This window comes from Oribacterium sp. WCC10, from assembly GCF_900113415.1.
Lineage (GTDB): Bacteria > Bacillota > Clostridia > Lachnospirales > Lachnospiraceae > Oribacterium.
Window position 1 is genome coordinate 290,256 of the sequence record NZ_FOPH01000002.1, and the last position, 26,046, is coordinate 316,301.

The window sequence follows — 26,046 nt, forward strand, 5'->3', positions numbered from 1 at the left end:
CACATCATCTGAGCAAAACGGAGAAAATATGAATACATATAAGTATAATGGCAGAGAAATCCCGGTGATAGGTGGATATGACACGGTGATAGTCGGTGGTGGAACTGCCGGGGCATCCTGCGGAATAAGTGCAGGGAGAGAAGGAAACCGTGTGCTGATAATAGAAAAAGGCATATCCCTTGGCGGAGCGGCAGTGAATGCATTGGTCACACCGGTTATGGAGTCTTTTGTACCCCACGAGCAGAATTTCAGGGATATAGAAGAGGAATTAAAGAAACGTGGAGTCACTACACGGGATGGAATAATGGAATATGTATATTCAACGCCTGAAACGAGGCAAGAGGTTCTGGAGGAATTATTCCTGGGAACCGGTGGGGATATACTGTATGATACCGTCTTTTCCGATGTGGTGGTAGAAGAAAAAAGGATAAAGTATCTTATAGTATCCAATGTTTCCGGGCTCACGGCCGTTAAGGCATCCCAGTTTGTGGATGCTACAGGTGACGCAGTTCTGTCCCGGGCAGCAGGAGTTCCGTATACATCAGGGGATGATGAAGGGAATAATCAGATATCAAGTCTTCGATTTGAAATGGGAGGTATAGATATAAACAGATACAGGGATTACTGTCTGTCTCTGGAAGATACATTCTCGCCTTTGGTAAATGGATATTTCTTTGAATCAGCAATGGTCAAAAATAAGGGATTCAAGCTGGAACCTCTATTCCGAAAAGGAATTGAAGCAGGAATTCTGAAGGAAGAGGACCTGTTTTATTATCAGTGCTTTTCACTTCCGGGAGAACCCGGTTGTATGTCTTTCAACTGCCCTCACCTTTCAAAGATGAAGAACAACACGGATGCCTTCGAGCGTTCCCGTTCACTTTCGGAGGGCAGAAAGATGATCAGAAGGCTTGTGACATTTTTACAGAAAATGATGCCGGGATTTGAAAACAGCTATCTGATCCGTATCGCCAATGAAATCGGTATCCGTGAGTCATACAGGATAGTAGGAAAATATGTCCTCAGGGAAGAAGACTATATAAAAAGGGCAAGGTTTGACGATGCAGTTGCGAAGGGTGACTGGTATATAGATGTTCACTCGGCAACAAAAGGTCTTGTTCATATGGAAAAGTATAAAAAGGGTGAGTATTATGAGATACCTTATCGTTGTCTGATAAATGATAAAGTGGATAATCTGCTTACTATTGGCCGCTGCATCTCAACCACGTTTCTGGTTCAGGCAAGTATTCGGGTTCAGGCCTGTGTGACCGATCAGGGAGACTGTGCGGGAAAAGCGTGTGCAAGGGCATTGAAGGCCGGTGTGGAACTTGCTGATTTTGACGGAAAAGGGTTATGTACAGGGAAGGCAGATAATGGAAAATAGATATCTTGGCATAGATATAGGCGGAACGACAGTTAAATTCGGACTGGTAACAGAAGAGGGAATAATATTGGAAAAAGCCGGCTTTTCTGTGGATTTCGACAGTTATGAGACACCGGTTCTTGAGACTGTTCTGAAACATGCAAAAGAGTTTTGCAAGGAGCCGGTTACAGCTATAGGAGTGTCAGCTACAGGACAGATTGACAGTATAGAAGGAAGAGTCATTGGAGCTGCCGGACACATTCCGAACTACATAGGAAGTGAGATAAAGAAAGAACTGGAGAAATATTTTCATGTTCCGGTGTATGTGGCCAATGATGCAAACTGCGCACTTCTGGGGGAGCAGTGGCTTGGCGCCGCAAAGGGATGTAAAGATGTAGTTATGGTGACACTGGGAACCGGAGTAGGGGGTGGAATACTGACAGGTGGACATCTTCTTACAGGAAATAGAGGTCTTGGTGGTGAGATAGGACATATCATAATCAATGTAGACGGAAACCTCTGTACCTGTGGAAACAGAGGGTGTCTTGAAGAGTATGCGTCCACTAAGGCTCTGGTTTCTTCCATAAGAGATATGGTAACAAAGGGAGTCATCTCCAAAGAATTCTTTGGGGTGACTAGTGATAGAGATGTCACAGGGATTAACGGTAAATTGATCTTTGAAAAGTTAAGACGCCATATGGATACTTCCGACCATAAGGAATTAGAGAAGGCGGTGGATTTCTGGGAGGAAAATATTGCTGCCGGAATAGTGAGTCTCATTCACATTTTTGAACCGGAGAAGGTATTGATAGGTGGTGGTGTCAGTGCGGCAGGAGAGTGTTTCATGGCACCTTTAAGTGAGAAGATTTATTCACACATCATGCCGCGTTTCAGAGATCTTCTTGTGATAGAGCCGGCAAAACTGAAAAATGACGCCGGATTGATAGGGGCAGTATATTACACTATTAAGTCCGAAGGATTTTGTGAATAATGGATTTTTGTGAGGGACTATTGTTATGATAAGAATCTATCGTGCAAAGAACTATCAGGAATTATCAAGAAAGGCAGCCAATATCATTTCCGCGCAGATCATCATAAAGCCGAACTGCGTTCTTGGACTGGCAACAGGTTCATCACCTATAGGAACCTACAGGCAGCTTACGGAATGGTATGAAAAGGGGGATCTGGATTTCAGAGAGGTAAAAACCGTAAATCTCGATGAGTATGTGGGGCTTTCGGGAACGGATCATCAGTCTTACCGGTATTTTATGAATGACAATCTTTTTAATCATGTAAATATCGACAGGCAGAACACCAATGTACCAAACGGAAAAGCGGCGGATCTTCAGGCGGAATGCAAACGGTACAATGAGCTCATACGTTCTCTTGGGGGTATTGATATGCAGCTCCTCGGAATAGGCAGAAACGGTCATATAGGGTTTAATGAGCCGGAAGAGGCATTTGAGAAGGAAACACATATTGTTAATCTGACAGACAGTACTATTGAAGCCAATGCAAGACTGTTTGACAATATAGCAGATGTTCCCGGGCAGGCCATAACCATGGGCATAAAGTCCATCATGCAGGCTAAAAGAATTCTTCTTATAGCAAGCGGAAAGGATAAGGCAGATGCCATTCAAAAGACCCTGTTCGGTCCCGTTTCGCCGAAGGTGCCTGCTTCAATCCTTCAGATTCATCAGAATCTCACGGTGGTTGCGGATGATGATGCATTGTCTGAATGTGGACTTGGTTCGGAGGGAATGATTGTATGCTGATCAGGAATGGACTGGTTTATACCGAAAATTTCAGATTTGAAAAAATGGATATAGAGGTTAAAGATGGTGTCATCGTGGATATGTATGAGACATCATTATGCTGTGATAATGAGCGGGAACAAGCCTCAGACTGTGTTTCTTCTGAAGAAGTGGTAGATGCCGGAGGGAAATGGGTTCTTCCGGGACTTACGGATATTCATTTTCACGGTTGTGTTTCCTTTGATACCAATGATGCTACTGATGAAGCTTTGCATGCCATGGCGGTATATCAGAAGAATTCCGGGGTGACTACCATATGTCCGACAACCATGACTCTTCCCAAGGATCAGGTGGAACAAATCGTTAAAAAAGCAAAAGAATATTCCTTACATCAAAAAGCAGATGAGGCTGCGATTGTAGGAGTCAATCTGGAGGGACCCTTCATCTCAAAAGATAAGGTGGGTGCGCAGAACCCCCTGTATGTAACGGAACCGGATATACTGTTTATGAAGAGGCTGGTTAAGGAGACAGAACATTTCCCAAAACTCATAACTGTTGCACCTGAGGTGACAGGGGCAATGGAGTTTATCCGAGAGATGCATGAGGATATACGGATTTCCATAGGCCATACAATGACAGATTATGAGACGGCAAAAGAAGCGTATAAAAAGGGTGCCGGGCATCTTACGCATATGTTCAATGCCATGCCGGGAATACATCATCGCAAGCCGGGGCCGATTGCAGCTGCCCGGGAGACTGAAGGTGTTACCTGTGAAATTATCTGCGACGGTATTCATGTAGATCCGGCAGCCATAAGACTTGCCTTTTCCATGATGGGAGAGGATAAAATGATTCTGATTTCCGACAGCTGCAGAGCCTGCGGAATGCCGGATGGCCGGTATGAACTTGGCGGTCAGGATATTTATAAACATGACCATGCAGCCTTTCTTAAGGACGGCACATTGGCTGCCAGCACCAGCAATGTGTATGAGTGTATGATACATGCCATCGAATTTGGAGTCCCCAAGGAATGGGCGATTCGCGCGGCAAGCTATAATCCTGCAAAGGCAGTGGGCATATTGGACAGGTACGGAAGCCTGAGACCCGGAAAGACTGCAAATATACTGATAGTGGATCCTGAAAGGAACTATCACCTTGATAGAGTGATATGCGACGGAAAATAAAAGAACTAAAACAGATGAAATGGTGAAAGTACTTTCGGAGATTGGTGAATATATACAAATTATAATAATGCGGCAGTATACATGTAGTGACATATCCACAAAGACGACGAAATTTTTAAAAGAGCTTTCAGCATGGGGGTTACATGTTGAAAGCTCTTTTACGCATTGATATATTGTGATTAAAGAACTTTGTACAAAGTAAACAGACAGAGATGTGATTGATGTTTTTGGTGGAAACTGCAAAGCATCGAAAGATAACGTTTAAAGGGGAGAAGAATATGTTTAAACAACTGCAAAAATTAGGAAAAGCATTTATGCTTCCTATAGCAATCCTGCCGGCTGCAGGTCTGCTGCTCGGAATCGGAAGCTCGCTTTCCAATCCTACAACCATTGCGGCATATCCGGCATTGAATCAGCCATGGCTTCAGGCGATATTCGGTATCATGAGTGCAGCCGGAAACACTGTGTTCGGCAATCTTATGCTTCTTTTGTGTGTTGGTCTCTGCGTTGGTCTTGCAAAGAGAGATAAAGGTACAGCAGCATTGGCAGGCGTAGTAGCATATCTTGTCATGAATGCTTCTATAGCAGCCATGCTCAGCATTTTCAAACCGGATGGCAATGCTATAGACACCGGTGCCATAGGCGCCATAGTTGTAGGATGCGTAACAGTATATCTGCACAATCGCTATCACAATATCCAGCTTCCGCAGGTATTGGGATTCTTTGGCGGATCAAGATTTGTACCTATAGTTTCTTCGTTTACAGCTATTTTCATAGGTATGATCTTCTTTATCATCTGGCCTCCGTTCCAGAATGCATTGATTGCATCAGGAGATTTCATTGCAAAAGCCGGAGTTATAGGAACATTTTTCTATGGATTCCTGATGAGACTTTGCGGCGCTGTGGGACTTCATCATATGATCTACCCTATGTTCTGGTATACTGAACTTGGTGGTGTCCAGATTGTCGGCGGACAGCAGATAGCCGGAGCACAGAACATTTTCTTCGCTCAGCTTGCAGATCCGAATCATGTTGGTCTTTTTACAGACGGAACCCGTTTCTTTGCGGGAAGATTCGCAACGATGATGTTTGGATTACCGGGATCGGCTCTTGCTATGTATCATTGCGTTGCAAAGGATAAGAGAAAAACCTACGGTGGATTATTTCTGGGTGTGGCACTGACTTCATTCCTTACAGGTATCACAGAACCGCTTGAGTTCATGTTCCTGTTTGTTGCTCCATGGTTATATGTATGGCATTCATTCCTTGACGGTGTTTCATTCCTTATCGCAGATGCGCTGAATATCTCCATCGGAAATACATTCTCAGGCGGATTTATAGATTTCCTTCTTTTCGGTGTGCTTCAGGGCAATGCAAAAACCAACTGGATGCTTGTTCCTGTAGTGGGGGCATGCTGGTTTGCGCTTTACTACTTCTCTTTCAGATTCCTGATCACAAAATTCAATGTTCAGACACCGGGAAGAGGTGATGATGAAACTGTTGAAGACACAAAGAGCAACCTTGTTACAAAGGCAAGCTTAAAGGAAGATGCTGTAAAGATAATAGAGGCATTGGGAACAGCTGAGAACATCGAGGATGTTGATGCATGCGTTACCAGACTCAGAGTTTCGGTCAAGGATTCATCAAAGGTGGATCGGGATAAGTTAAAGGCCATCGGTGCAGTTGAAGTTTTTGATGTAAAGGGCGGAATTCAGGCTGTTTACGGAGCCAAGGCTATCCTGTACAAGAATCACATTGCGGAAATCCTGAATCTGGATGACTGATGTAATATTTGTGTTTTTTTAAAACGTTCATGGGTATAATAGATCCGTGAACGTTTTTGTTATGGCAGGAGAAAACTATGCAGTATGAGAAAGACATTTTACCTATCATAAAATTGCACTATGAGGACTTTTCGGTTGCTGAAAGGACCGCGGCGGATTATTTTCTGGACAATAAAGTGAAAGATGACTTTTCGATAAAGGAAGTGGCATCCAGGCTTTTTATATCTGAAGCCACACTTTCGAGATTTGCAAAGAAGTGCGGATATACAGGTTACAGACAGTTTGTTTTTCACTATCAGGAGAGATTTTCGGCGGAAAGCAAGAGACCTTTAAGAGAGGAAACAAGACATATTCTCAATACCTATCAGGAACTTTTAAATCATTCGTATACTCTTGTGGATGAAAAACAGATTAAAAAAGTTGCGGGGTTAATAACCGGAAAAAAGAGAGTCTTCATATACGGTAAAGGATCGTCTGGAATAGCAGGCAGTGAATTTGCCTTGCGCCTTATGAGACTGGGTATAGACATCGACTGTATAACAGATTCACATGTGATGAATATGAATTCTGCAGTTATAAATGAAGACTGTGCAGTCATAGGCATAACCGTCAGCGGAAACACAGCAGTAGTACTCAGGGCATTGCAGACCGCAAAGAAAAAAGGCGCAGACACTTTTTTGATAAGTTCAGTTCACAGAGTGGAATGGGATAGCTTTTGCGATGAACTGCTCCCGATACCTACAAAGGAAATGCTGGATCTCGGTAAACTTATATCCCCTCAATTTCCGATTCTGATATTGCTGGATATTCTCTATGCAGATATACTTCAGATAGACAAATCAGGTAAAGAAGCATTGCATGAGATGACACTGGCGGAGTTGAATTCGGAAGGAAATATGAGACTTTGTTCATATTAGAGTCTTATTGATTAGGCGCGATAGGCCGGTGTGGAAATGCCCGGGATGGGTGACAGGCCTTGCCTTATCTTAGTTTCGTAAGAATGCTGATGCTCTCAGGCGGTGAAGCTGTTTCGGCCTGAGACGAATTTCCTACGGAGTGTTACCGGTTATCGGTATGTTAAGAAAATGCAAGGGATGGGTGACGACCCATACCCTTGCATTTTCTGTATCATTTCAAATAATCATCGTAAGCATTAGACTTCAGCAGCCGCATTCTCTCCGGCTACCTTGCCGTAGTACATAGCCATGGAGTGGCTCACACCCTTAAGACCGATAGGATACTCCATTCCAAAACGTCCGCCCTGCATATTGCCGGCAACATAGAGACCCTTGATGATCTCGCCGCATACCTGGCGGCCCTGTTCGTCTGTCACTTCAGTGAAGGTATGGCAGTCCTCATCGGATTCAAGGCCACCTATACATACAAGCATGATGGCTGTTGTGAACTGGTCTGCATAGAAAGGCGCTGTATCCACGGGCATGAGACGGCTTGGAACCTTGTGGAAGTCTTCATCATAGCCGGATTCTGCAAGCTCATTATATCTCTTGATAGAATCAAGTGCCTGCTTCTGAGCGACTGTATCATCAGGATATACCATAGCAACAAGCTCTTCCAGTGTATCTGCCTTCAGACATCTTCCGTCCTGAACTGCAGCTTCAAGCTGATAAGGGCTCTTCCAGTTACGATAGGTTTGATTATTCTTAGGTGCTTCATCAATGGATGCATAATCTTCAAAATAGCATGCTCCGCCATGGGCTGCAGGCATATGAGTTACCTGCTCCGGCCAGTTTGCATCGAAGAACTGCCAGCTCTGCATAAGTCTTGTCTGCTCAATCTGGTTCTCGAGTTGCTGACCCGGGAGATCCTCACACATAAAACGCTTTCCATCCATATCGAGGTTCAGGAAGCCTGCATTACCCATAACACCTACGCCGGAAAGATCGGCGCCTCCACCCATATGGTGGATCATAGGAGCGTTGTAACCCATGATCTTTGCGCCTGCCCATGCACCCATTCTGAGACCGTCACCCTGGTTTGTAGGTACACCGTTCACGTCAAAGGAGGTGAAGAGTCTGTTGTTTGCGTGAGTCTTCATTACATCAGGAGCAAAGTGTTTCATGGCTGCATCATTGGAACCGTAATCCCCGGTAGAAAGGATAACACCCTTCTTTGCAGTTATCTTCAGGTACTTGCCCTTATTCGGAGACTGAGGGTCATCGTTTAATGCATATACTCCGACGCATTTTCCGTCTTTCATGATGAGTTTCTTTCCGAAGTGTCCGAAATATGCTTCAACATTTCCGGTTGTGAGAGCCTTGTCCCAGTTTGCTGTGAATGTTGCAGACTGGTTGGGAAGGAACTCGACTGAAGTAGGATAGCATGGGAAGCGTTCTTCCTTCCAGTTGTAAACATGCTCATTTCCATTTGCATCCTTGTATGAAGGAAGAGGACGGAAGATAGGAACCATGAAATCGTCGGCATTTTCATCTTCGATCGGCTGTCTTGTCTCATCGGCTATGAACAGGTGCTCGTCAGCCTCTGTCCACCAGTCGAAGGCTTCACCGATATTGTCAGCCCACTTCTTTGCGATGCTTCTCTTTACACGGTAGGAGGATTCATTTACATGAGAATCGATGATCTCGTCAACTTCTTCTCTTGATAATGCTCTCTCGGGCCAGCGGGCATTGAGCTTAGGGCTGTTGATGACCGCATACTCTCCTGAACGGCAGCATGGTGCAGCTGCACCGTCTATACCGATGACTGTTGCACCAGCTTCTGCGGCACTTCTTGCAGCTGCGACACCTGCAACTCCCAGACCGACAACTATAACGTCTGCTTCTGCTTCACTATATACATCACTTTCACTGATCTCAGGTTCTGCTCCGAGCCAGTCATCCTGAGAAGCACCTGCGGGAGATCCTGCTCCTGCAGCTTCAGATACTTCCTCGCCCTTTGCCTGCGCGATACAATTTGAGGCAGCTTTCTTCACGGCATTGGATGTTACTGTTGCACCGGAAACGCCATCCACTTCTGCGCTCTGTGCTTCAAGGATTGCTTTTGAAAGAGGATCCGGGGTTGCGGTTCCGATACCCTCGGTTTCTCCTGAAGCATCAATCTGAACATCGGTTATGCTGTTTTCATCAAAGGTCATTGTAACAGTGATATCACTCTCAAGCCCTTTTTCAGTTGCAGTATATGTGCCCGGTGTGTAGAGAGTCTTTTTTACAGCCTCTGTTGCGGCTTCAGTGGTTGCAGCCGCGGATGTTGCTTCCGGTGCAGAAGAGTTACATCCTGTAAGCCCTCCTATAACCGCTCCGGCTGTCAATGTCATAGCGCCTGCTGCCGTGCCTCTGAGAAATTCTCTTCTGGAAATAAGTTTAGCCATTTTTCTTCCTTGCGGATCCTGAATTATGATCCGAAATTCTAATAAGAATAAGTCAATAGATCAAACCAAAAATTGGCATATATTTAACAATATTTTCCCATGGCTGTTGTTGTTTGTATATTTCAATTGTGTTAATGTGTATTTAGTTTTACTTAATACCGATGACCGGAGATTGCAGGATTCTCATGAGGAGAGTCCTTTGCTTTGAAGTGGGACTTAACCATATAAAATTATTTGATATAGAGGAAACTATGTACAGCACACAGATACACACTTTTCTGATGGTATGTGATAAGGGAAGTTTTAATAAAGCGGCAACAGAACTATACATTACTCCAAGCGCTGTTCTTCAGCAGATAAATTCATTGGAGAAAAGACTTGATGTGAAACTGTTGACACGAAATCGTGGTGGTATTGAGCTGACTCCGGCAGGGGAATATCTGAAAAAAGAAGCCATGTCCTGGGTTCATGCGGGTGATGCTATCATGGAGGAGGTTCGAGCGATAGCTGAAAGAGAAAATCATATTTCCATAGGTACATCACTTCTTGAGAAATGTCGTTTGCTTTATGAACTGTGGATGCTTTACTCGGCAAAGAATGACAATGTTAAGATAAACATGGTTTCCATCGATACCGAACATCGTATTCCGGCCCGGACAGATCTGGTGGAAAGCATTAACAGCGGGGTATCCTGGATGAAGAAATGGGAATTCTTCAGGATATGTGATGTGCCTTTTGGCTTTGCGGCACCGGAACGACATCCTGTTTCCAAAAAGGACAGGATTTCTATTTCTGATCTTTCGGGTGAAACCGTTGTATGTTTCAGGGATGAAGGAACTACTGTAATCGCGGATATGTTTGAGTGTATGGTATCTCAAGGTATAAATCTAGATATCCGGGATTATCCCAGTGACGCCATCCTTTGGGGCAGCGGATTCAAAGAGCAGCTCTTACTTGTCCCTATGTGCTGGAATGACATACTTCCCGGAATGAAACTTATTCCATGCGAATGGGATTACTGCCTGCCCTACGGTATCTTTTACAGGAAAAATGCTTCCGAAACTGTTCGGAGATTTCTTGGTTTCATAAGGAAAACATACACTGAAGGCAATGAACAGGGGATAGTGCCGGTACTCATGTAGCGAAAAGGCATGGGAGATTACAAAAATTAAGAAAACACTGATTTATTCAGCGTTTCTCTAATGTACAGTGTGAAAAAAGCACCCATGAAAGATACAGAAACCTTTCATGGGTGCTTTTCATAAACTGATATATCAGGCTGCTAACGGGAATCGAACCCCTTAGTTTTGCATTTAAACTGATATTAAAAATCTATCAGCCGATGCTTGAAGCAATAGTCTGTTCGATGGCAGCTGAATTTGAAGACATTACAAGGTAAACGTACTTGCCGAGTGTCTTAACTGCACTTGCTGCTACGATCTGATACTGTTCAGGCATATAGTCCTGGAGCTCCTGAGCCTTCTGCTGCTGTACTGCGCTGAGCTGTCCTACGAGAGTAGAAACTGAAGCTGCATCCTTAGCTTCAAGGATGGCAACTGTATCAGCCTTTGTTACGTCCTCTGCCATAGCAAATACATACCCCTCAAGCTGAGATGCATCGATGCCATAGTAGTTTGAAATATAGTTTGCATCAACTGTTACCATGCCCGGAAGAAGACCGGTAACCTTGTTGTAGATATCGCTTGGAGCTACAGAAGCAACCTGTGCTGCAGTAGTCTCAGCTGCAGTTGTAGTCTCCTCTTTGGTGGTCTCCTCGGCGGTAGTCTCTTCCTTAGTAGTCTCTTCGGCAGCAGTTGTAGTCTCTTCTTCAGAGCTTTCCTCAGCTGCGGCAGTAGTCTCTTCAGCGGCAGCAGTTGTTTCCTCTTCGGTCTCAGCAGCAGTTGTGGTCTCCTCTGTTGCCTTCTCGGTTGTTTCCTCGGCAGCAGCAGTTGTCTCTACAGCGGCTGTTGTAACAGCATTGGTTTTTGATGAACTTCCGCATCCGTTAAGTGTAATAGCAGATACTGCAAGGATGGCAGCAGTTGTTAAAATAATGTGTCTCTTCATAATTCTTTCTCCCCATACTATGTTGAAATCATTACATTCTTATCTTGTTCCTATATGGAACTACTTGCATCATTATAATATATATTTACATTTTAACAATGAAAAACTTGTAAAAACATAGGCTAATACAAATAGCATTACTGCGTAGCCGTTGTTCCTGCGGCAGTTGTTTCGGATTCTGTTTCTGCTGTGGAGATACTGCTGTTTGTAAGATGAGCCTCCGCATAGTTTTCAAGCACCTGTTTCCATACGGCATAAGCAGAGTTTGTCTGGTGCACATAATGGTCGCTGCAGAATCCGGAAGCAAGGCAGCCATTAGCATCTGAAAGGGGCGTTGCGATATCAACGTAGCCCCATCCGTTTGTTTCAGCCAATGCCGCCATAGTGGCATTAAGTGCTCTGATGTTTGCATTGTTCAGATTCTTTTTCTCAGAACCGTTGTACATAGGAGTAGTACTGATGATAGTGAAATCCACACCGGGATTTGTGGCGGTGATCTGGTCCAAAAGATGAAGATACTTCTGAACGGTATCATCCACTCCGGCATACAGATCGTTTAAACCGAAAAAGCAGTATACATGCTTTGCACCCATGAGACTGATTGACTCCCATACATGACGCTGCTGACCGAGATATACCGGATGGGTTGATTTGCTCGTAATCTTTGAAAAAGCATTGTGAACAGAATAACTTCCTCTTGTAAGAAACTTGAGGTTCTGGAATATCGGATCGTTCGAGTGCTTTGCGGCATAAAGAGAAAAACCCATGGCCACGGAATCCCCGATAAGAACTGCATCCTTGTAGTAGTTGCCTATATCTGCCGCATGCTGCGCAATGGCTGCAAGTCGTGCCTGTTCTGCCAATTGCTGTTCAAGCCAAAGCTCGTCGGCGGATTTTGTTTCGGATAATGTTTCTGCCAAAGTTTCCTCTGCAGGATTCACAGGCATGGAGCTTTCTGATTCTCCGATTGCAGGCCCAATCTGAGACAATGTGCCTGAAGCACCGTTGTCACCTGCTATGGAATCCGCATATGAAAGTGATAAAGATGAAACAGATATAGAAAAAGTCAACAATGCTGATAGCAGTCTTCGAGCCTTCATATATTTCCTCCCCTCAGAACATGAATCTGCCCTCTTGTGTGTACATGACAGATTACGTTGAATTGCAAAGTATATCTGTAAGTCCGTGAATCACCCCTTTCCGGACCACTGATATATGTACACACGTACTTTATGGAATGATGATAAAACTTTATGTGAAAACTATCTATAAACGTAAAAACAAAGTAAAAATTAAACCTATTTAATTTATCGTACATGTTCTTGAAAAGATAATGTTTATTTCCTGTGTTTGGCTGAATTTTTCTTGACTCATCAGGTTCGTAATATTAGATTAAGCGTATGAGTAAGATAACATTTAAAAAACCGGGTAATTTCATATATCCAGTTCCGGCTGTCATGGTCAGCCTCAGGGATAAATCAGGCAAAAGCAATATCATCACCGTAGCGTGGACAGGCACCATCTGCTCTGATCCGCCTATGGCATATATTTCCGTGCGTAAAAACAGAGGCAGCTATCCCATGCTAGTAGAGTCAGGCGAGTTTGTTATCAATCTTCCGGATGAAAAGCTGGTTAAGGCTCTTGATTACTGCGGAGTCAGAAGCATTGGTAAAGTGGATAAATGGAAGGATATGGGACTTCACGAGGGAGAAGCAAGTGCTGTTTCAGCGCCTACCATTGAAGAGGCGCCGGTATCTATTGAGTGTAAGGTGACCCAGGTTCTGCCATTGGGAACACATGACATGTTTCTTGCAGAAGTTGTGGCGGTTCAGGTTGATGAGCAGTATATAGATGAAAAGGGAGCTTTTCACATGGATGAAGTCGGGCTCGTGGCTTATTCTCATGGAGACTATATGTCTTTGGGAGAAAAGCTCGGAAGCTTCGGATATTCAGTTCGAAAGAAGCCTGCGCCAAAGCAAGGCAACCGTTCTAAGCCTGACAGGAAGTCTGACAGAAGATCTGTGGAGAAGCATTCCAAAGAGAAGTCTCAAAAGACGAATAGCAGTAACAGTTCAAAGGAGAAGAAGCTTTTCAAGGACAGAAAGGCTAATCCTTCAAAGAAAACATCTTTTGTCGGAGATAATAGAGCGTTTGCAAAGAAAACAGGAAAATCATTCAGTAGAAGAGGGTGACGATGAATATTGAAAAAATACGGGCATTTCTTAACAGAAACAGAAATATTTTCATCATAGTGACTTTTATTCTTATAGCGACACTGATATACAGATACACTGATAATTTTTATATCAACCTTGTTATATGTGTCATCGCAGTATATTCCTATCTCCACTTTTTTAATACAAAGTGGAAGAATAAAAAGTGAAAGGACATCATTTAGCAGTTCTGCGGCATATTGAATCGGTATAAGTTTCATGAACGGAATACTTAACCTAATGCCGGCGGGTGAACTGTTAAGACATAAAATGACGTGAGTGTCAAAAGTATTTGCCACTCACAAATGATGCGCATAAAGTCTCAAATCAATGTGCAAGCACGTGATTTGGTACTCTGGACCCTTACATCATAAAATTTTCTGATCAGAAAGATTTTTAATCTTGGTTGACTTGATGAAAAATAGGAGTAAAATCTTAGAGGTACAAGAGTTGCAGCTATAGTACATCGGTAGTACATCGGCTTCCCAAGCCGAGGAGGCGGGTTCGATTCCCGTTAGCTGCTTGAATGAAAAGCCGTAAGATCATGGGGATTTTGATTTTCCATTGATTCTACGGCTTTTTTTGATAACCGTTAGTAATTTGTAATTGATGCGAAAGTTGATTTTATGACCAGATAAGTTTCTTTGTGCTAGAATGGTGCATGTAGACTAAAAACGAAGGGATTTATTATGAGAGGTATGAGAAAACTTGCGATGCTGGCACTCAGCACTGCAATCATCACAAATGCCGGCATTTCTTCACTTGCTGCAACAACAGGAGCATCCGGCATTGATTTAGACACGTATCAGTCAGGTCAGTTTGGACCCGGTGTGGGTGGCGATTCCGTACAGTCAGAGGCTTCCGCAACTTCAGAAGCTTCCGCGGCGGCAGATGCAGCTTATGCGGCACAGGTGGCACAGGCGAGTCTTGGTACATATGTGAGTTCTTCAGGTGCTGTCATCATTGGCCCTGTTTCGGCCATAGACACATCGAATCTTACTGAAGAGCAGAATCAGGCACTTGATCATCTGTTCCAGAACTCAGTTATTATAGGCAATTCAATCGGAAACGGATTTGCGCTTTATACAAAGAAGCATGCTGAGGATCCGGTTCTCAAGAACTTTCAGGCACTTACAGCCAATGGTTACTATATAGAAGGCGCATTTGACAGTATAAGCACTACAAGCCGCCATCCGTTCTACAGAGGGCAGCAGCGTTTCGTATGGGATTCTGTGCAGCTTATGGGCGCAAAGCATGTGTTCCTGTCTTTCGGAACTACCGAAGTTCAGTACCCTGATGTGATAGAGGATTATCAGAAGCTTATCGATCAGATAGTTGCTGTCAATCCTGATGTAGATATCACCATATTCAGTGCTACTTATATCTATCCCGGCAAGTACTACGGCACTATGACCAGCCCGAATGTTAAGAAATTCAACACAACGATGGAGCAGGTATGTGCTGCAAGAGGCTGGAACTTTATCAATGTGGCCGATCGTCTTAAGGATGAAAACGGTGATCTGAATCCGGTTTACAGCTCGGATGAGTATATACATCAGAATGATCAGGCATATGATATCTGGACAGCCGCCCTTAAGGAATACGGACTTAAGAAGCTGGGACTTGTATGATACAGGTTCAGGGATATATCAGGTAGGGGTATAGATTCTTTGTTAATATCATGCCGTAATCCGGTATGGTGAATATTATATATTGACCGCTAGTGTGGTTTCACACAAACGACGGCGGAATGGAGAGAGTATGAAAAAGACTTTTAGAAAGGCTATGCTTATAGCTTTGGCATCATCAATGATTATTTCATCAGGTATCATTTCAATGGCTGATGAAACTTCAGGTTCAGCTCAGACTGCGGTTACAGAGACTTCTGCAGCAACAGAAAACTCAACAGGAGCTCAGACCACAGAAGCTCAGGAACTTGCTTCTGATCCTGTCCTTAATGCTCAGGAAGATCAGAGGGTGGTTGATTTCTACAAGGATTCCGTTATCATCGGAGATTCTGTAGCTGATGGTTTCAACAAGTATGCGCTTAAAAGAAGTGCCAATCCTTTACTTGCAAACCTTAAGTTCTTCACTCAGGCACGTTACAGTATCCATGACGAGATTCAGCCTATCGGAACCGAAGGTGTAAACCATCTCTGGTACGGTGGAGCACAACATTATGCTCCTGAACTTGTTGCTCTTTCAGGCGCCAGACATGTATATCTGTCTCTTGGGCTCAATGATGTAAAGATGCGTCCAAGTGAGGTGCTTGCAAACTACAAGTCATTGATAGAATCAATTGCTGCGGCAAATCCTGCAGTTGACATCACGATCATCAGCACCACATATATCTATCCTGATGCACAGACAAAGCTTTCGGGTATCAAGAGCTGGGCTTTCGACAATGATACTGTTCGTAAGCTTAATACCTCTATGCAGGAGCTTGCTGCTGAAAAGGGATACGGTTATATCGACATTGCAAACCGTCTTGCAGATGCTAACGGCAACCTTGATCCTAAGTACTGCACAGACAAGTATATTCACCAGAATGCCGATGCATATGTTGTCTGGGTACAGTGTCTGAGAGAGTATGCCGCAAGTAAGAACTATGCTCATGCAAATGATGAGACAGTTATCGAAGAGAATGCAGCCTCAACATCAGAAACCACTTCCGGAACTGTTGCGGAGACAGCAGCTGCAACAGCCTGACAGGCAGCAAATTGTAAAATATTAATGATGATGTGGGTGACAAAAGAATTTGCCGCTCACATCATTTTGTGTGTAAACGGAGATTATTATGGTTTTCAGTAGTATTCCATTCCTGTTTTTCTTTCTCCCACTGTGCCTGATACTTTATTATCTGGTGCCATTCAAGATGAAAAACTATGTCCTTCTTGTATTTTCGCTGGTGTTCTATGCCTGGGGAGAGCCTATATACATCCTGCTGATGCTATTTGAGACTTTATCTGATTACAGTCTCGGAAGAATTATGGACAGGGCAGGGGACAATCAAAATGTGAGAAGGATTTGCCTTGCTCTATCTGTTATCATCGATCTATCGGTTCTTGGTTTCTTCAAGTATGCGGATTTCCTGATAGAGTCTGTTAATGCAGTTTCAGGAACTGCCATCATGCCACTGGGGTTGGGACTTCCTATCGGTATAAGCTTTTTTACATTTCAGACCATGAGCTATACCATAGACCTTTATAAGAAACAGGTGAAGGTTGAGAAGAATTATTTCTATTACCTTACATACGTTTCCATGTTTCCACAGCTTATCGCGGGACCTATCGTCAGATTTTCAACGGTTAATGAAGAACTGCACGAACGTAAGATTGATTTTGAAGGTTTTATCCAGGGCGGTCTCAGATTTCTCCAGGGACTGTTCAAAAAGGTACTGCTTGCCAATACCATCGGTTCTCTTTGGGAAGTGATAAAGGCAGGAGCATTTGCATCCATAGGAGAACTTAGTGTTGTCAGTGCGTGGCTGGGAGCTGTGTGTTTTACACTTCAGCTTTATTTTGACTTCAGTGCCTACAGTGATATGGCCATCGGAATGGGCAGAATGCTTGGATTCCACTATCTTGAGAACTTTAATTATCCTTTGAGTGCGGTATCTGTGACGGATTTTTGGAGACGCTGGCACATTTCATTAAGTACCTGGTTCCGTGACTATGTATACATTCCTTTGGGAGGAAACCGTCACGGTGAGCTGAAGCAGCTCAGAAACATGTTCATTGTGTGGTTTCTGACGGGGCTCTGGCATGGAGCAGCCTGGAACTTTATACTCTGGGGACTTTTCTACGGAGTGCTCCTTGCGCTTGAGAAAAATGTATGGGGCAAGGCACTCGGTAAGCTGCCATCATTCCTTCAGCACCTTTATGCCATGTTTATATATGTGACAGGATTTATCATCTTTGTATTTGATGATATGGGGCAGCTTGGACATTACCTCAAAATCATGTTCGGAATATCCGGAGCGCCTTTCTATAATGCTGATGTGCTGTGGTATCTCAGAAACAATTTTATACTGCTTATACTGGGGTGCACCATTTCGTTCCCGGTATATCCATGGCTTAGAGGCAGACTTAGAAGTGTTGCAAAGGGAAATGGAAAGGCCGGCCTTTCTGAGATGATTACGAGGGAAACATTTTTTACTATCCTACGTTCATCTTTTTACATTGTCCTGTTCTTCCTTACAACAGCATATCTTGTGAATGATACCTACAATCCATTCCTTTATTTCAGATTCTGATGGGAAGCAAAGAAATACAAATAAACCGCTGAATGATGCAACGGTTCATTAAAGTCTCCGGCGGATGCGTGGATATTTGCAGAGAAATGCATTAATTAGTATTTTCTGACATTGTTCAGGGCATTGACGCCTGATAATAGGAGTTTATGATGCAAAATGAATCAAATAAAAAAGAAGACTATCTTCTGGCAGGTGTCCGGAATGTGGGTAATGTCATCACTGTGATGACGGTTACAATTGCCATACTTGTTTTCGGAGTATGGTTTATGCTTTCGCCTAAGAGGGAATTCAGTGAAAGTGAGAACAGACAGCTGGCACTGTGGCCGACCTACACGTTTCAGTCATTAAAGGACGGATCGTATATGAGCGGAATACAGAAGTATCTGTCAGATCATTTTCCTGCCCGTGACCAGTTTATGACGTTTAAAACCAAGGCTGAGATGATGATGGGAAAGCAGGAAATCAATGACATATACATTGCGAAGGACGGATTTCTCATTGAGGCTTACGATGAGCCAAAGCAGAGTGAAAAGATTATCAACCAGTACAGAAAGCTGTATCAGGATGTAACCACTGATGCCAAAGACAATATTAAGCTGATGCTGGTGCCTACGGCAGTGACTGTCTATAATGATAAGCTTCCTGCATATGCCCCTGACAAGGGAGAACTTAAGCAGCTTGAAACCATGGAGAAGCTTTATGAGGCGCTTCCTGAGATGAAACGTATAGATTGTTATCAGGGACTTATTGAGGCCGCTGAGACAGAGAAAAGTGTGGCCGGGTTTACTCCGCTATACTATCATACCGATCATCACTGGACTACATACGGTGCTTATGTTGCTTACAGAGAATACTGTAAGGCGGAGGGTATTGAACCCATTCCGGAGGAGGCATTTACAAAAACTGTAGTGACGGATAGCTTCAAGGGCACGGTTTACTCGAAGCTTAATGACACTACGGTGGCCGGAGAGGAGATAACCATCTATGAGAATCCGGATAATGTCTTGACTGTGAACTATACCGATTCACAGGAGGTTACAGATACTCTTTACAATAAGGAGTACCTGGAGAAAAAGGATAAGTATTCCATGTTTCTCAACAACCTTCATCCTCTCATCGAGATAACCAATGAGACTGCGGATTCCGACAAGGTTATGGTTCTTATCAAGGACAGTTATGCAAATTCGATCGTACCTTTCCTTGTAAATCACTATAAGAAGATTTATGTTTTTGATACCCGTTACTACCGTTTCGGCCCGGCATCATTTATCAATGAGCATCCCGAGGTTACGGATGTGCTTATTCTGTATAACATGAACACCATTGATACTGATCTGGGAATCGGTGGAATATTCTGATTTGATCGTTAAATTAAAAAAGTCTCGTTCAAAAGTGATATGTACCCTGTTTAATGGACAACCAGTAAGGCGGGTACATATCAAAGAACGAGGCTTTTTTGTATTAGAAAGGTGTTATTATAACGAGTATTTAGCTATATTCGATTTGAGTCTTACATATTAAAAGCATGTCAATAGTCTGAATCGGATCAAAACTTCTCATCAAGCTTCCTTACGATATATCTGAGACATCCATCCTCAAATACATTATCGAGACCGGCTTTTTTCATGAGACCGTTATAGAAGTCTGAAGCAGAGAGCTTGCAGAGCTTTAGGTAGCTGTTCCAGGCCTCACGATAGTCCTTGTCCATGCGGACCTTGTACTGGAGAGCATTGGCACCTGCGATACAGTAATCGATATAGTAAAGCGGACTATCGTAGATGTGGTGCTGACGCTGCCAGTAGCCGCCATTCTCAAAGTAGTCATTACCTGTGTAATCAAGATGAGGTTTGTACTGACGCTCAAGGTCTCTCCAGACTTCATTTCTTGCCTTTGGTGAAAGACCGGGGTCGCTGTACATGATATCCTGGAACTCGTCCACCATGGTTCCGTAAGGGATAAACATGACAGAATCCATGAAATGCATCTTTATATAGTCATCGGAACGCTTACCGAAGATGAGTGGCATCCATGGCTCAGTGAAGAATTCCATGGACATGGAGTGGGTTTCGGCAATCTCCATGGTGATGTCATTGTGCTCGATGATTGGATCGTCGGCTGTGATGTATCCCTGGAATGCGTGCCCGCACTCATGAGTGATGACATCTGCATCTCCTGAGGTTCCGTTGAAGTTTGCAAACACAAATGGCGCCGAATAGTCGGGAATCATGGTCATATAGCCACCGGTTTTCTTATTCTTTCGTCCTAAAACATCAAAAAGCTCAGAATCACACATGAAGTTGATGAATCGTCCGGTTTCCGGTGAAAGTTCGTTATACATTTTTCTTCCTGCGGCCAGAATCTGCTCCGGTGTACCGACGGGAGAAGGATTACCGTTTGTGAAGTAGACACCCTCGTCTATGTAACTGAGTTTTTCAAGACCGAGCTCACGTCTTCTGATATCATGAAGCTTTTCTGCGAAAGGAACGAAATCATTCTTGACCTGCTTTCTGAATTCCTGAATATCAGAACGTGAGAAACTGTTTCTGTTCATGCGGGCATAGCCAAGAGGAAGGTAGTTTTTTTGCCCCATAAGTTCGCTCTGCTTTGTCCGGTTTTTAACAAGTTTGTCATAGAAGTCGTCAAGTTCTTCCTGATGAGCCACGAAGAATTCACTGAACTTGTCCCAGGCTTCTTTTCTGATACTTCTGTCCTGATGATGAAGATATGGATTCATGAGGCTTAAGTTAAGTTCTTCGCCTTTCCAGTTTATCCGTGCGTTTGCCAGGAGCTTGTTGTAGCCGGTTTGGAGTTTGTTTTCCTCCTGCATGAGAGGTATGAGCTTATCATCAACAGATTTCATGGCAAGTTCAATATTCTTGAAGGCAACCTTTCCGATTTTCTCTTCGAGATAAGGTCTGAATGGGGAGTTATAGAACTTCTTGCGATATGAGACCACCAGATTCTGGAATACGGGCATGTTTTCGTCGAAGTACTCCTGCTCTGCGAGAAGCTTATCGTCAGACATATCTATATCTGAACGTATCATGGCGATCTGTGATTCAGTCATCACGTGATTATACATGAGATAGAATTCCTGATGGATTCTGAACTGTTCTTCTCCACTTTCGGCTTTCTCGAAACGATCTTCCAGATCTTTGAAATCCTGAGAGAGTTTCTTGAAATCTATGCGCTCGTAAGGCATCTCTGAAAATTTCATTTTATATCCTCCTTTGAAACGTCACACCATTGTGATTTCGCTCTGCGAAGGAGTGACGTTACATGCCGGTTCTTTAGAGAACATCTGGCATGTTCTGCTGTAAAAGACAGATTATGTGAATATGCATAAAATGCCTCGTCCTTTGTGAAGTACCGGATCCGATGAAGAATCCGACACATGAACCGGTTCCTCGCGGAGCGAGATATGTATGAACCGACGTTCCCAAAGGGCGGGGCAAAATGTAGTACTATTATATATTTTTTTATTACAAGATAAAGATATTTTTTCGTCTTATGATCAAAGAACAAAAATCAACTGTCTTTATCAGGGCGAATCAGCCTGAATAGCATCAGCCTGAGGATTGGCAGAGGCTTGTGCATCGCCGGAACCCTGAACATTCATCCATGCTGCAGTTTCCGAAACCTTCTGAGCTTCCTGGGCTACTGTCGGCGTATAGTTATCGTCTGCCGATAACTGGTCAGGAGCATCAATAACATCATCATTTGCGGCTTCCTGAGAAGATGCTGCCGTCTCTACAGTTTCTGAAGACCTGGTTTCGGAAGCAGATTTCTTACTGCTTTCGGTTTCGCTGTTTTCACTGGACTTCTTTGTGCTGCTTGTTTCAGCTTCGGTAGTTTTGGCCGTGGTCTTTTCAGAACTTTCGGATGATGCAGCCTTTGTCTCAGGGGTTGCAGAAGCTTCCGCTACTGTTGTTTCAGTTTCTGTTTTTTTCGGTGGGAAAGAAGAATACTGTTTTCCGTTTCCTCCCTGAACGTCAGCATTTCTGAATGCAATAAGTTCAGATACAGTCACCATCTGATATCCCTGCTGTGCAAGCCAGGGGATGATTGTCTGGCAGGCAGCAAGTGTGGAATCGTAAAGTTCATGCATGAGGATGATGTCCCCGTCCTTCACCTCGGACTGGATGATACTTGCAACTGACTCGGCATTCTTTGACTTCCAGTCAAGAGTATCGATGGACCAGAAGATCATAGGCTGTGTTATAGTGCTTCGAACAGTGTCTGATATGATGCCGCCCGGAAGACGGACAAGAGCGGGTCTTATGCCTGTGACTTCCTCAACCTTCGCATTGGTCTTTTCGAATTCCTGTTGGATGTAATCAGAGGAGTTCTTTGAGAGTTTTTCGTCGTGATCCCAACTGTGGTTTGCTATTTCATGACCGTTAGCGGCCATACGTTTAACCTCATCGGTGAAATCATCTATACGACTTCCTACTATAAAGAAGGTTCCTCTGCCGTTGTTTGCCTCCAGGAGATCCATGAGCTTATCGCCAACAGAGCTCTTTGGCCCATCGTCCCAGGTTAGTGCAACCATAGGCTTTGTGGTGTCAACATATCGGCCATTTGATAAGACATGAGTGGGATCATAAGCTTCAGTTGTGGCAACTGTTGCTTCGGTGGTTTCTGCTGCAAATGTCTGACCGGCCACATCGATGGAAACATTGTCCTTATTTATATCGATGTTCTGCATCGCATCTACCTTCTGCTGACGGCTGTCATCTATATAACCGGTTATACCGGTTACGCCCTTCCATACAAAGACGACAGTAAGCAAAAGAACGCTGAGAACTATAATCCTGTATGTATAAGCCCGTTGTTTTGCCTTCTTTCGCCTCATGGCTCTCAGTTTCTTTTCGCGTCGGGCTTCTTTCTCGGCATTGGACATAACGTAATTCCTGCCGGTTCTGGTTCTGTCGGAACTATGTCCCTGTGAGTGGTTCTGTCCGGAATGTCTCGAACCCGTTGACGAAGCTGTACGGTATCTTTGATCTCCGGAACCTTGCCTTTGGGAGCGCCCGGTGCTCCTGTTGTTGTGATCCTGATAAATATTTCTTGCCATATTCTGAACTTCCAAATGATTAATCTACATATAGTGATAAGTTTATCACAAATTACATATTATGGGGGATTAAATATCAAAACAAATGTGTAGGTTTCAGGTTAAATTTTATGCCAGGAATGGATAAGAATAGACAAGGTACTTGGAAGTGAGATAAATATATGATAATGTACCCATCTAATGATGCGATCAGGTATGGGGAATGCTGCAATTTGCTGTTCATGGTCCGTGTGATTTAAACCTGTAGAACAGAGGTGAAAAACGGCTTATATAGAGTCGGCTGGATTTACAACTGTTTGTCAGGGATTGCGGATTAAAAACAGAGTTTATAAGATGAGGAGAATGCTGATGCGTTTAGACAAATATCTTGCCGATATGGGTGTCGGCAGCAGAAGTGATATAAAAAAGGCCATAAGAAAGTGCAAGGTCACAGTGGATGGAGAGGTTATACGTGAAGCGGGATTTGATGTATCATCGGATTCGCTCATCACCTTTTTTGGCGAAGAGATAAGGTATGAACAGTACCAGTATTACATGCTTAACAAGCCGGCGGGTATCATCTCAGCAAGTGAAGATAAACGGCAGACCACGGTTGTTGATTTGATTAGAGATGATGAGTTTGGAGGACAGACAAGAAAGGATCTTTTCCCGGTAGGACGTTTGGATAAGGATACGGAGGGGCTTCTCATCATCACAAATGATGGTACTCTTGCCCACAGACTGCTTGCTCCGAAACATCATATCGATAAAGTATACTATGCGGTGGTTTCCGGAGAGATTGACGAAGAGGATCGCAGTAAGTTCAAAAAGGGTATTCGTTTTGATGAGCATCTGACAGCTATGCCGGCAGGACTTGAGATTCTTTCTACAGGTAAGTCTGTGAAAGAAATAAGTGATGAACTTCAGTTGTCTCTTGATTCTGAAAGATTTGAAAGAGTCCGCTTGTCCGGTGCGGCCTTTAAGGGGGCAGAGGAAGCTGCCAATGTTAATTCGGACACACTTTGCTCGGAGATAAAGGTTACCATTCAGGAGGGTAAGTTTCATCAGATAAAGAAGATGATCAGAGCACTTCCCGGTGGTAAGGATGTGCTTTATCTGAAGAGAATGTCTATGGGATGCATTGAACTCGATGAGAGCCTTGCGCCGGGAGAGTACAGAAGTCTTACGGAAGAGGAGATTGCTGTTTTGAAGGATGCGACCTCCGGCGCAGAAGATTAAAAGGCTTAGGAAAACGCTGATTAAAGCGTTTCCCCAGTGTTTTTTTTAGGATGATTCCCGGGAGGAGAAATCCGGATAAGTATTAAGATGTATCAGTTTTATGGATACCTGCCGGATAAACGGATATATAGAAATATTCCGAAGAAAGGATAATAAATGGACAAGAAGTCAGTAAGTGAGATCAAATCAAAGTGTTTTAATAAGAATGACTGTCGTATAGACCGCATGCGTGCCTGTTATGTAAACGAAGAGAAGGAAAGAATCTCAACTTTCCATGATATGTTTCTTCAGCTTGAGGATGAGGAACGTTCCAAGTATTGTGAGCTGTTCAAGCGCTCAATGTCGGGTAAATTCGGAAGAAATCTGTTTAATGTAGAGTTTCCGATAGCAGAAGAAGTGGAGGGAGGTCATCAGGATTTTCTCATTAAACTACAGCAGTCTGAGCTTAAGGATGATGCACTTGTGGAGCAGATGTTCGACAGAATCATCAGAAGTTACAGCTATCCTGGAAAGTATCTGATTATTTTGAGCCATGGTGTTTATGATATTCCGCTGAAGCTTAAAGATCAGACTGTGCTTGATGATGCAAGCGAATATGTCTACAGTTTTATTCTCTGCACTATCTGCCCCGTGGAGCTTCTGAGAGAGGGTCTCTGTTATGATGTTAATGCTCAGACCTTTATGAGTCGTACCGATGATTGGGCGGTTAAAAATCCGGAAAATGCATTTTTGTTCCCTGCGTTCAATTTCCGTAATATGGATATCCACAGTTCTCTTTACTATTCAAGGCATCCTGAGGAACGTCACGAGGAGCTTGCGCTGGATGTTTTGGGAACGGAGCTTTCCCGAACAGAAAAAGATCAGCAACATGTATTCAGGGAGATCATAGAGACAACTCTTTCAGGTGACTGTACATTTGAAACGGTCAGAAATATCTCTGAACAGATCAATGAGATGATTCGTGAAAATAGTAACGATAAGGAAACTGATGACCATGTAGAGCTTTCGAAGGGAGACGTGAAGAGGCTTCTTGAATCAAACGGAGCTACAGACGAACAGTTAAACCAGTTCGAACGTATCTATGACGAAGCGGTGGGAGATGACAATTCTCCTCTTGTTGCCGAGAATATCCAGGATCAGAAGCATCTCGTCGTGAAGTCTCTTACTATGAAGCTTGATGTCAAGTCTGAGAATGCTGATTTCGTTGAAACCCGGGTTATTGACGGAAGAGAGTATCTCCTGATACCTATTGCGGATGATATAGAAGTTAACGGTATAAAGATAAGACAGAATCTGAAACCTGTTAAGGTGGAAGAAGAGGCAAAAGCCTGATCTTAGAACGGATGATTGATTTTCCGCAGAATGGATTTCTGCGAAAAGAGTTGATGTAGGTTGGATGATCCGTGACGGGGAAGCTTATTATCAGGTGGTGCAGATATAATCGGTTCTTTGTTGAATATTATGAGTCGCCCGACAAATGGGGCGCTAGAACCTTAAAAACCTAATACATTACCTTTTCTAAATAGTATAATAGAGATAGGATCTGTTGGAGGTATAGTTTATGTCATTTGCAACAAATTCATCTCAGCAAATCAGCTTGTTTGATTCTACTTCTAATTTAACCCAAAGAGAAGTAAAAATGCTTGAAAAATCATGGGCTAAATTTTTTTCTGAAAATATTTTTCCAGCTATAGATGAAGAGCCTTTCCGAGTATTGTACAGTGATCAGCCTTCACGCCGTAACACTCCGATTAACGTAATTATAGGTGCTCTTATTATAAAGGAGAT

19 protein-coding genes, 1 tRNA gene and 2 pseudogenes are annotated in these 26,046 nt (G+C 43.5%); 17 read left to right on the forward strand and 5 right to left on the reverse strand.

What is annotated here, in order from left to right; genetic code table 11:
• Nucleotides 1–28: 28 nt before the first annotated feature.
• From BM294_RS02590 to BM294_RS02615, 6 genes are all read left to right on the forward strand, one after another.
• Nucleotides 29–1,381 (forward strand): FAD-dependent oxidoreductase, encoded by a 1,353-nt coding sequence (locus BM294_RS02590; RefSeq protein ID WP_091204562.1) that lies wholly within the window; start codon nt 29–31, stop codon nt 1,379–1,381.
• Nucleotides 1,371–2,351: an ROK family protein gene (locus tag BM294_RS02595; protein WP_175494438.1), complete on the forward strand. Its 981-nt coding sequence runs from the start codon at nt 1,371–1,373 to the stop codon at nt 2,349–2,351. The genes BM294_RS02590 and BM294_RS02595 overlap by 11 nt, the downstream gene beginning before the upstream one ends.
• Before the next feature lie 28 nt (nt 2,352–2,379).
• Nucleotides 2,380–3,135, forward strand: a complete 756-nt coding sequence (nagB, locus tag BM294_RS02600) for a glucosamine-6-phosphate deaminase (RefSeq protein ID WP_091204720.1) — start codon at nt 2,380–2,382, stop codon at nt 3,133–3,135.
• Complete coding sequence (gene nagA / locus BM294_RS02605; RefSeq protein ID WP_175494440.1) at nt 3,129–4,298, forward strand: N-acetylglucosamine-6-phosphate deacetylase; 1,170 nt, start codon at nt 3,129–3,131, stop codon at nt 4,296–4,298. Before nagB ends, nagA begins: the two co-directional genes overlap by 7 nt.
• A gap of 278 nt (nt 4,299–4,576) precedes the next feature.
• Nucleotides 4,577–6,082, forward strand: a complete 1,506-nt coding sequence (locus tag BM294_RS02610; protein ID WP_091204565.1) for a PTS transporter subunit EIIC — start codon at nt 4,577–4,579, stop codon at nt 6,080–6,082.
• A gap of 77 nt (nt 6,083–6,159) precedes the next feature.
• A complete protein-coding gene (locus tag BM294_RS02615) occupies nt 6,160–6,999 on the forward strand; it encodes a MurR/RpiR family transcriptional regulator (protein WP_091204567.1) in 840 nt (279 codons plus the stop codon).
• A gap of 236 nt (nt 7,000–7,235) precedes the next feature.
• On the opposite strand, the gene BM294_RS02620 is transcribed toward BM294_RS02615, so the two are convergent.
• Nucleotides 7,236–9,428 (reverse strand): FAD-binding protein, encoded by a 2,193-nt coding sequence (locus BM294_RS02620; protein WP_091204568.1) that lies wholly within the window; start codon nt 9,426–9,428, stop codon nt 7,236–7,238.
• A gap of 185 nt (nt 9,429–9,613) precedes the next feature.
• Between BM294_RS02620 and BM294_RS02625 the strand changes: the two genes are divergently transcribed.
• On the forward strand, nt 9,614–10,570 hold the full coding sequence (locus BM294_RS02625) for a LysR family transcriptional regulator (RefSeq protein ID WP_175494442.1): 957 nt from the start codon (nt 9,614–9,616) through the stop codon (nt 10,568–10,570).
• A gap of 193 nt (nt 10,571–10,763) precedes the next feature.
• Here the strand turns inward: BM294_RS02625 and BM294_RS02630 are convergent, their stop codons facing one another.
• Nucleotides 10,764–11,495: a DUF4358 domain-containing protein gene (locus BM294_RS02630; protein WP_091204572.1), complete on the reverse strand. Its 732-nt coding sequence runs from the start codon at nt 11,493–11,495 to the stop codon at nt 10,764–10,766.
• Between the two features lie 137 nt (nt 11,496–11,632).
• Nucleotides 11,633–12,595: a GDSL-type esterase/lipase family protein gene (locus tag BM294_RS02635; RefSeq protein WP_091204573.1), complete on the reverse strand. Its 963-nt coding sequence runs from the start codon at nt 12,593–12,595 to the stop codon at nt 11,633–11,635.
• A 300-nt stretch (nt 12,596–12,895) separates the two neighbouring features.
• Here BM294_RS02635 and BM294_RS02640 point away from each other — a divergent pair.
• The 7 genes and pseudogenes from BM294_RS02640 to BM294_RS02670 all read left to right on the forward strand — a co-directional run.
• Nucleotides 12,896–13,459: pseudogene (locus tag BM294_RS02640) on the forward strand (flavin reductase family protein); the annotation flags it as partial.
• A 230-nt stretch (nt 13,460–13,689) separates the two neighbouring features.
• On the forward strand, nt 13,690–13,878 hold the full coding sequence (locus BM294_RS02645; protein WP_091204577.1) for a hypothetical protein: 189 nt from the start codon (nt 13,690–13,692) through the stop codon (nt 13,876–13,878).
• A 282-nt stretch (nt 13,879–14,160) separates the two neighbouring features.
• Nucleotides 14,161–14,231, forward strand: a tRNA-Gly gene (locus tag BM294_RS02650).
• 166 nt (nt 14,232–14,397) lie between these two features.
• The gene (locus BM294_RS02655) at nt 14,398–15,339 is read left to right on the forward strand and encodes a GDSL-type esterase/lipase family protein (protein ID WP_091204578.1); all 942 of its coding nucleotides are present in this window, start codon (nt 14,398–14,400) and stop codon (nt 15,337–15,339) included.
• 130 nt (nt 15,340–15,469) lie between these two features.
• Nucleotides 15,470–16,417: a GDSL-type esterase/lipase family protein gene (locus tag BM294_RS02660; RefSeq protein ID WP_091204580.1), complete on the forward strand. Its 948-nt coding sequence runs from the start codon at nt 15,470–15,472 to the stop codon at nt 16,415–16,417.
• 88 nt (nt 16,418–16,505) lie between these two features.
• On the forward strand, nt 16,506–17,963 hold the full coding sequence (locus BM294_RS02665; RefSeq protein ID WP_091204581.1) for an MBOAT family O-acyltransferase: 1,458 nt from the start codon (nt 16,506–16,508) through the stop codon (nt 17,961–17,963).
• A gap of 149 nt (nt 17,964–18,112) precedes the next feature.
• Nucleotides 18,113–19,321, forward strand: coding sequence for a DHHW family protein (locus BM294_RS02670; protein WP_175494444.1), 1,209 nt, complete (start codon nt 18,113–18,115; stop codon nt 19,319–19,321).
• 188 nt (nt 19,322–19,509) lie between these two features.
• On the opposite strand, the gene BM294_RS02675 is transcribed toward BM294_RS02670, so the two are convergent.
• Together BM294_RS02675 and BM294_RS02680 are read right to left on the reverse strand one after the other, a co-directional pair.
• Nucleotides 19,510–21,180 carry a M3 family oligoendopeptidase gene (locus BM294_RS02675; protein WP_091204584.1) on the reverse strand — a complete coding sequence of 557 codons (1,671 nt, stop codon included), beginning with the start codon at nt 21,178–21,180 and terminating at the stop codon, nt 19,510–19,512.
• Between the two features lie 324 nt (nt 21,181–21,504).
• Entirely contained in the window at nt 21,505–23,040 is a 1,536-nt protein-coding gene (locus BM294_RS02680) for a polysaccharide deacetylase family protein (protein ID WP_091204585.1), read from the reverse strand.
• Between the two features lie 342 nt (nt 23,041–23,382).
• On the opposite strand from BM294_RS02680, the gene BM294_RS02685 reads away from it, so the two are divergent.
• From BM294_RS02685 to BM294_RS02695, 3 genes and pseudogenes are all read left to right on the forward strand, one after another.
• Nucleotides 23,383–24,258 carry a pseudouridine synthase gene (locus tag BM294_RS02685; protein WP_091204587.1) on the forward strand — a complete coding sequence of 292 codons (876 nt, stop codon included), beginning with the start codon at nt 23,383–23,385 and terminating at the stop codon, nt 24,256–24,258.
• Between the two features lie 156 nt (nt 24,259–24,414).
• Nucleotides 24,415–25,590: a DUF4317 domain-containing protein gene (locus tag BM294_RS02690; RefSeq protein ID WP_091204588.1), complete on the forward strand. Its 1,176-nt coding sequence runs from the start codon at nt 24,415–24,417 to the stop codon at nt 25,588–25,590.
• A 229-nt stretch (nt 25,591–25,819) separates the two neighbouring features.
• Nucleotides 25,820–26,046, forward strand: a pseudogene (locus tag BM294_RS02695) (transposase); the annotation flags it as partial.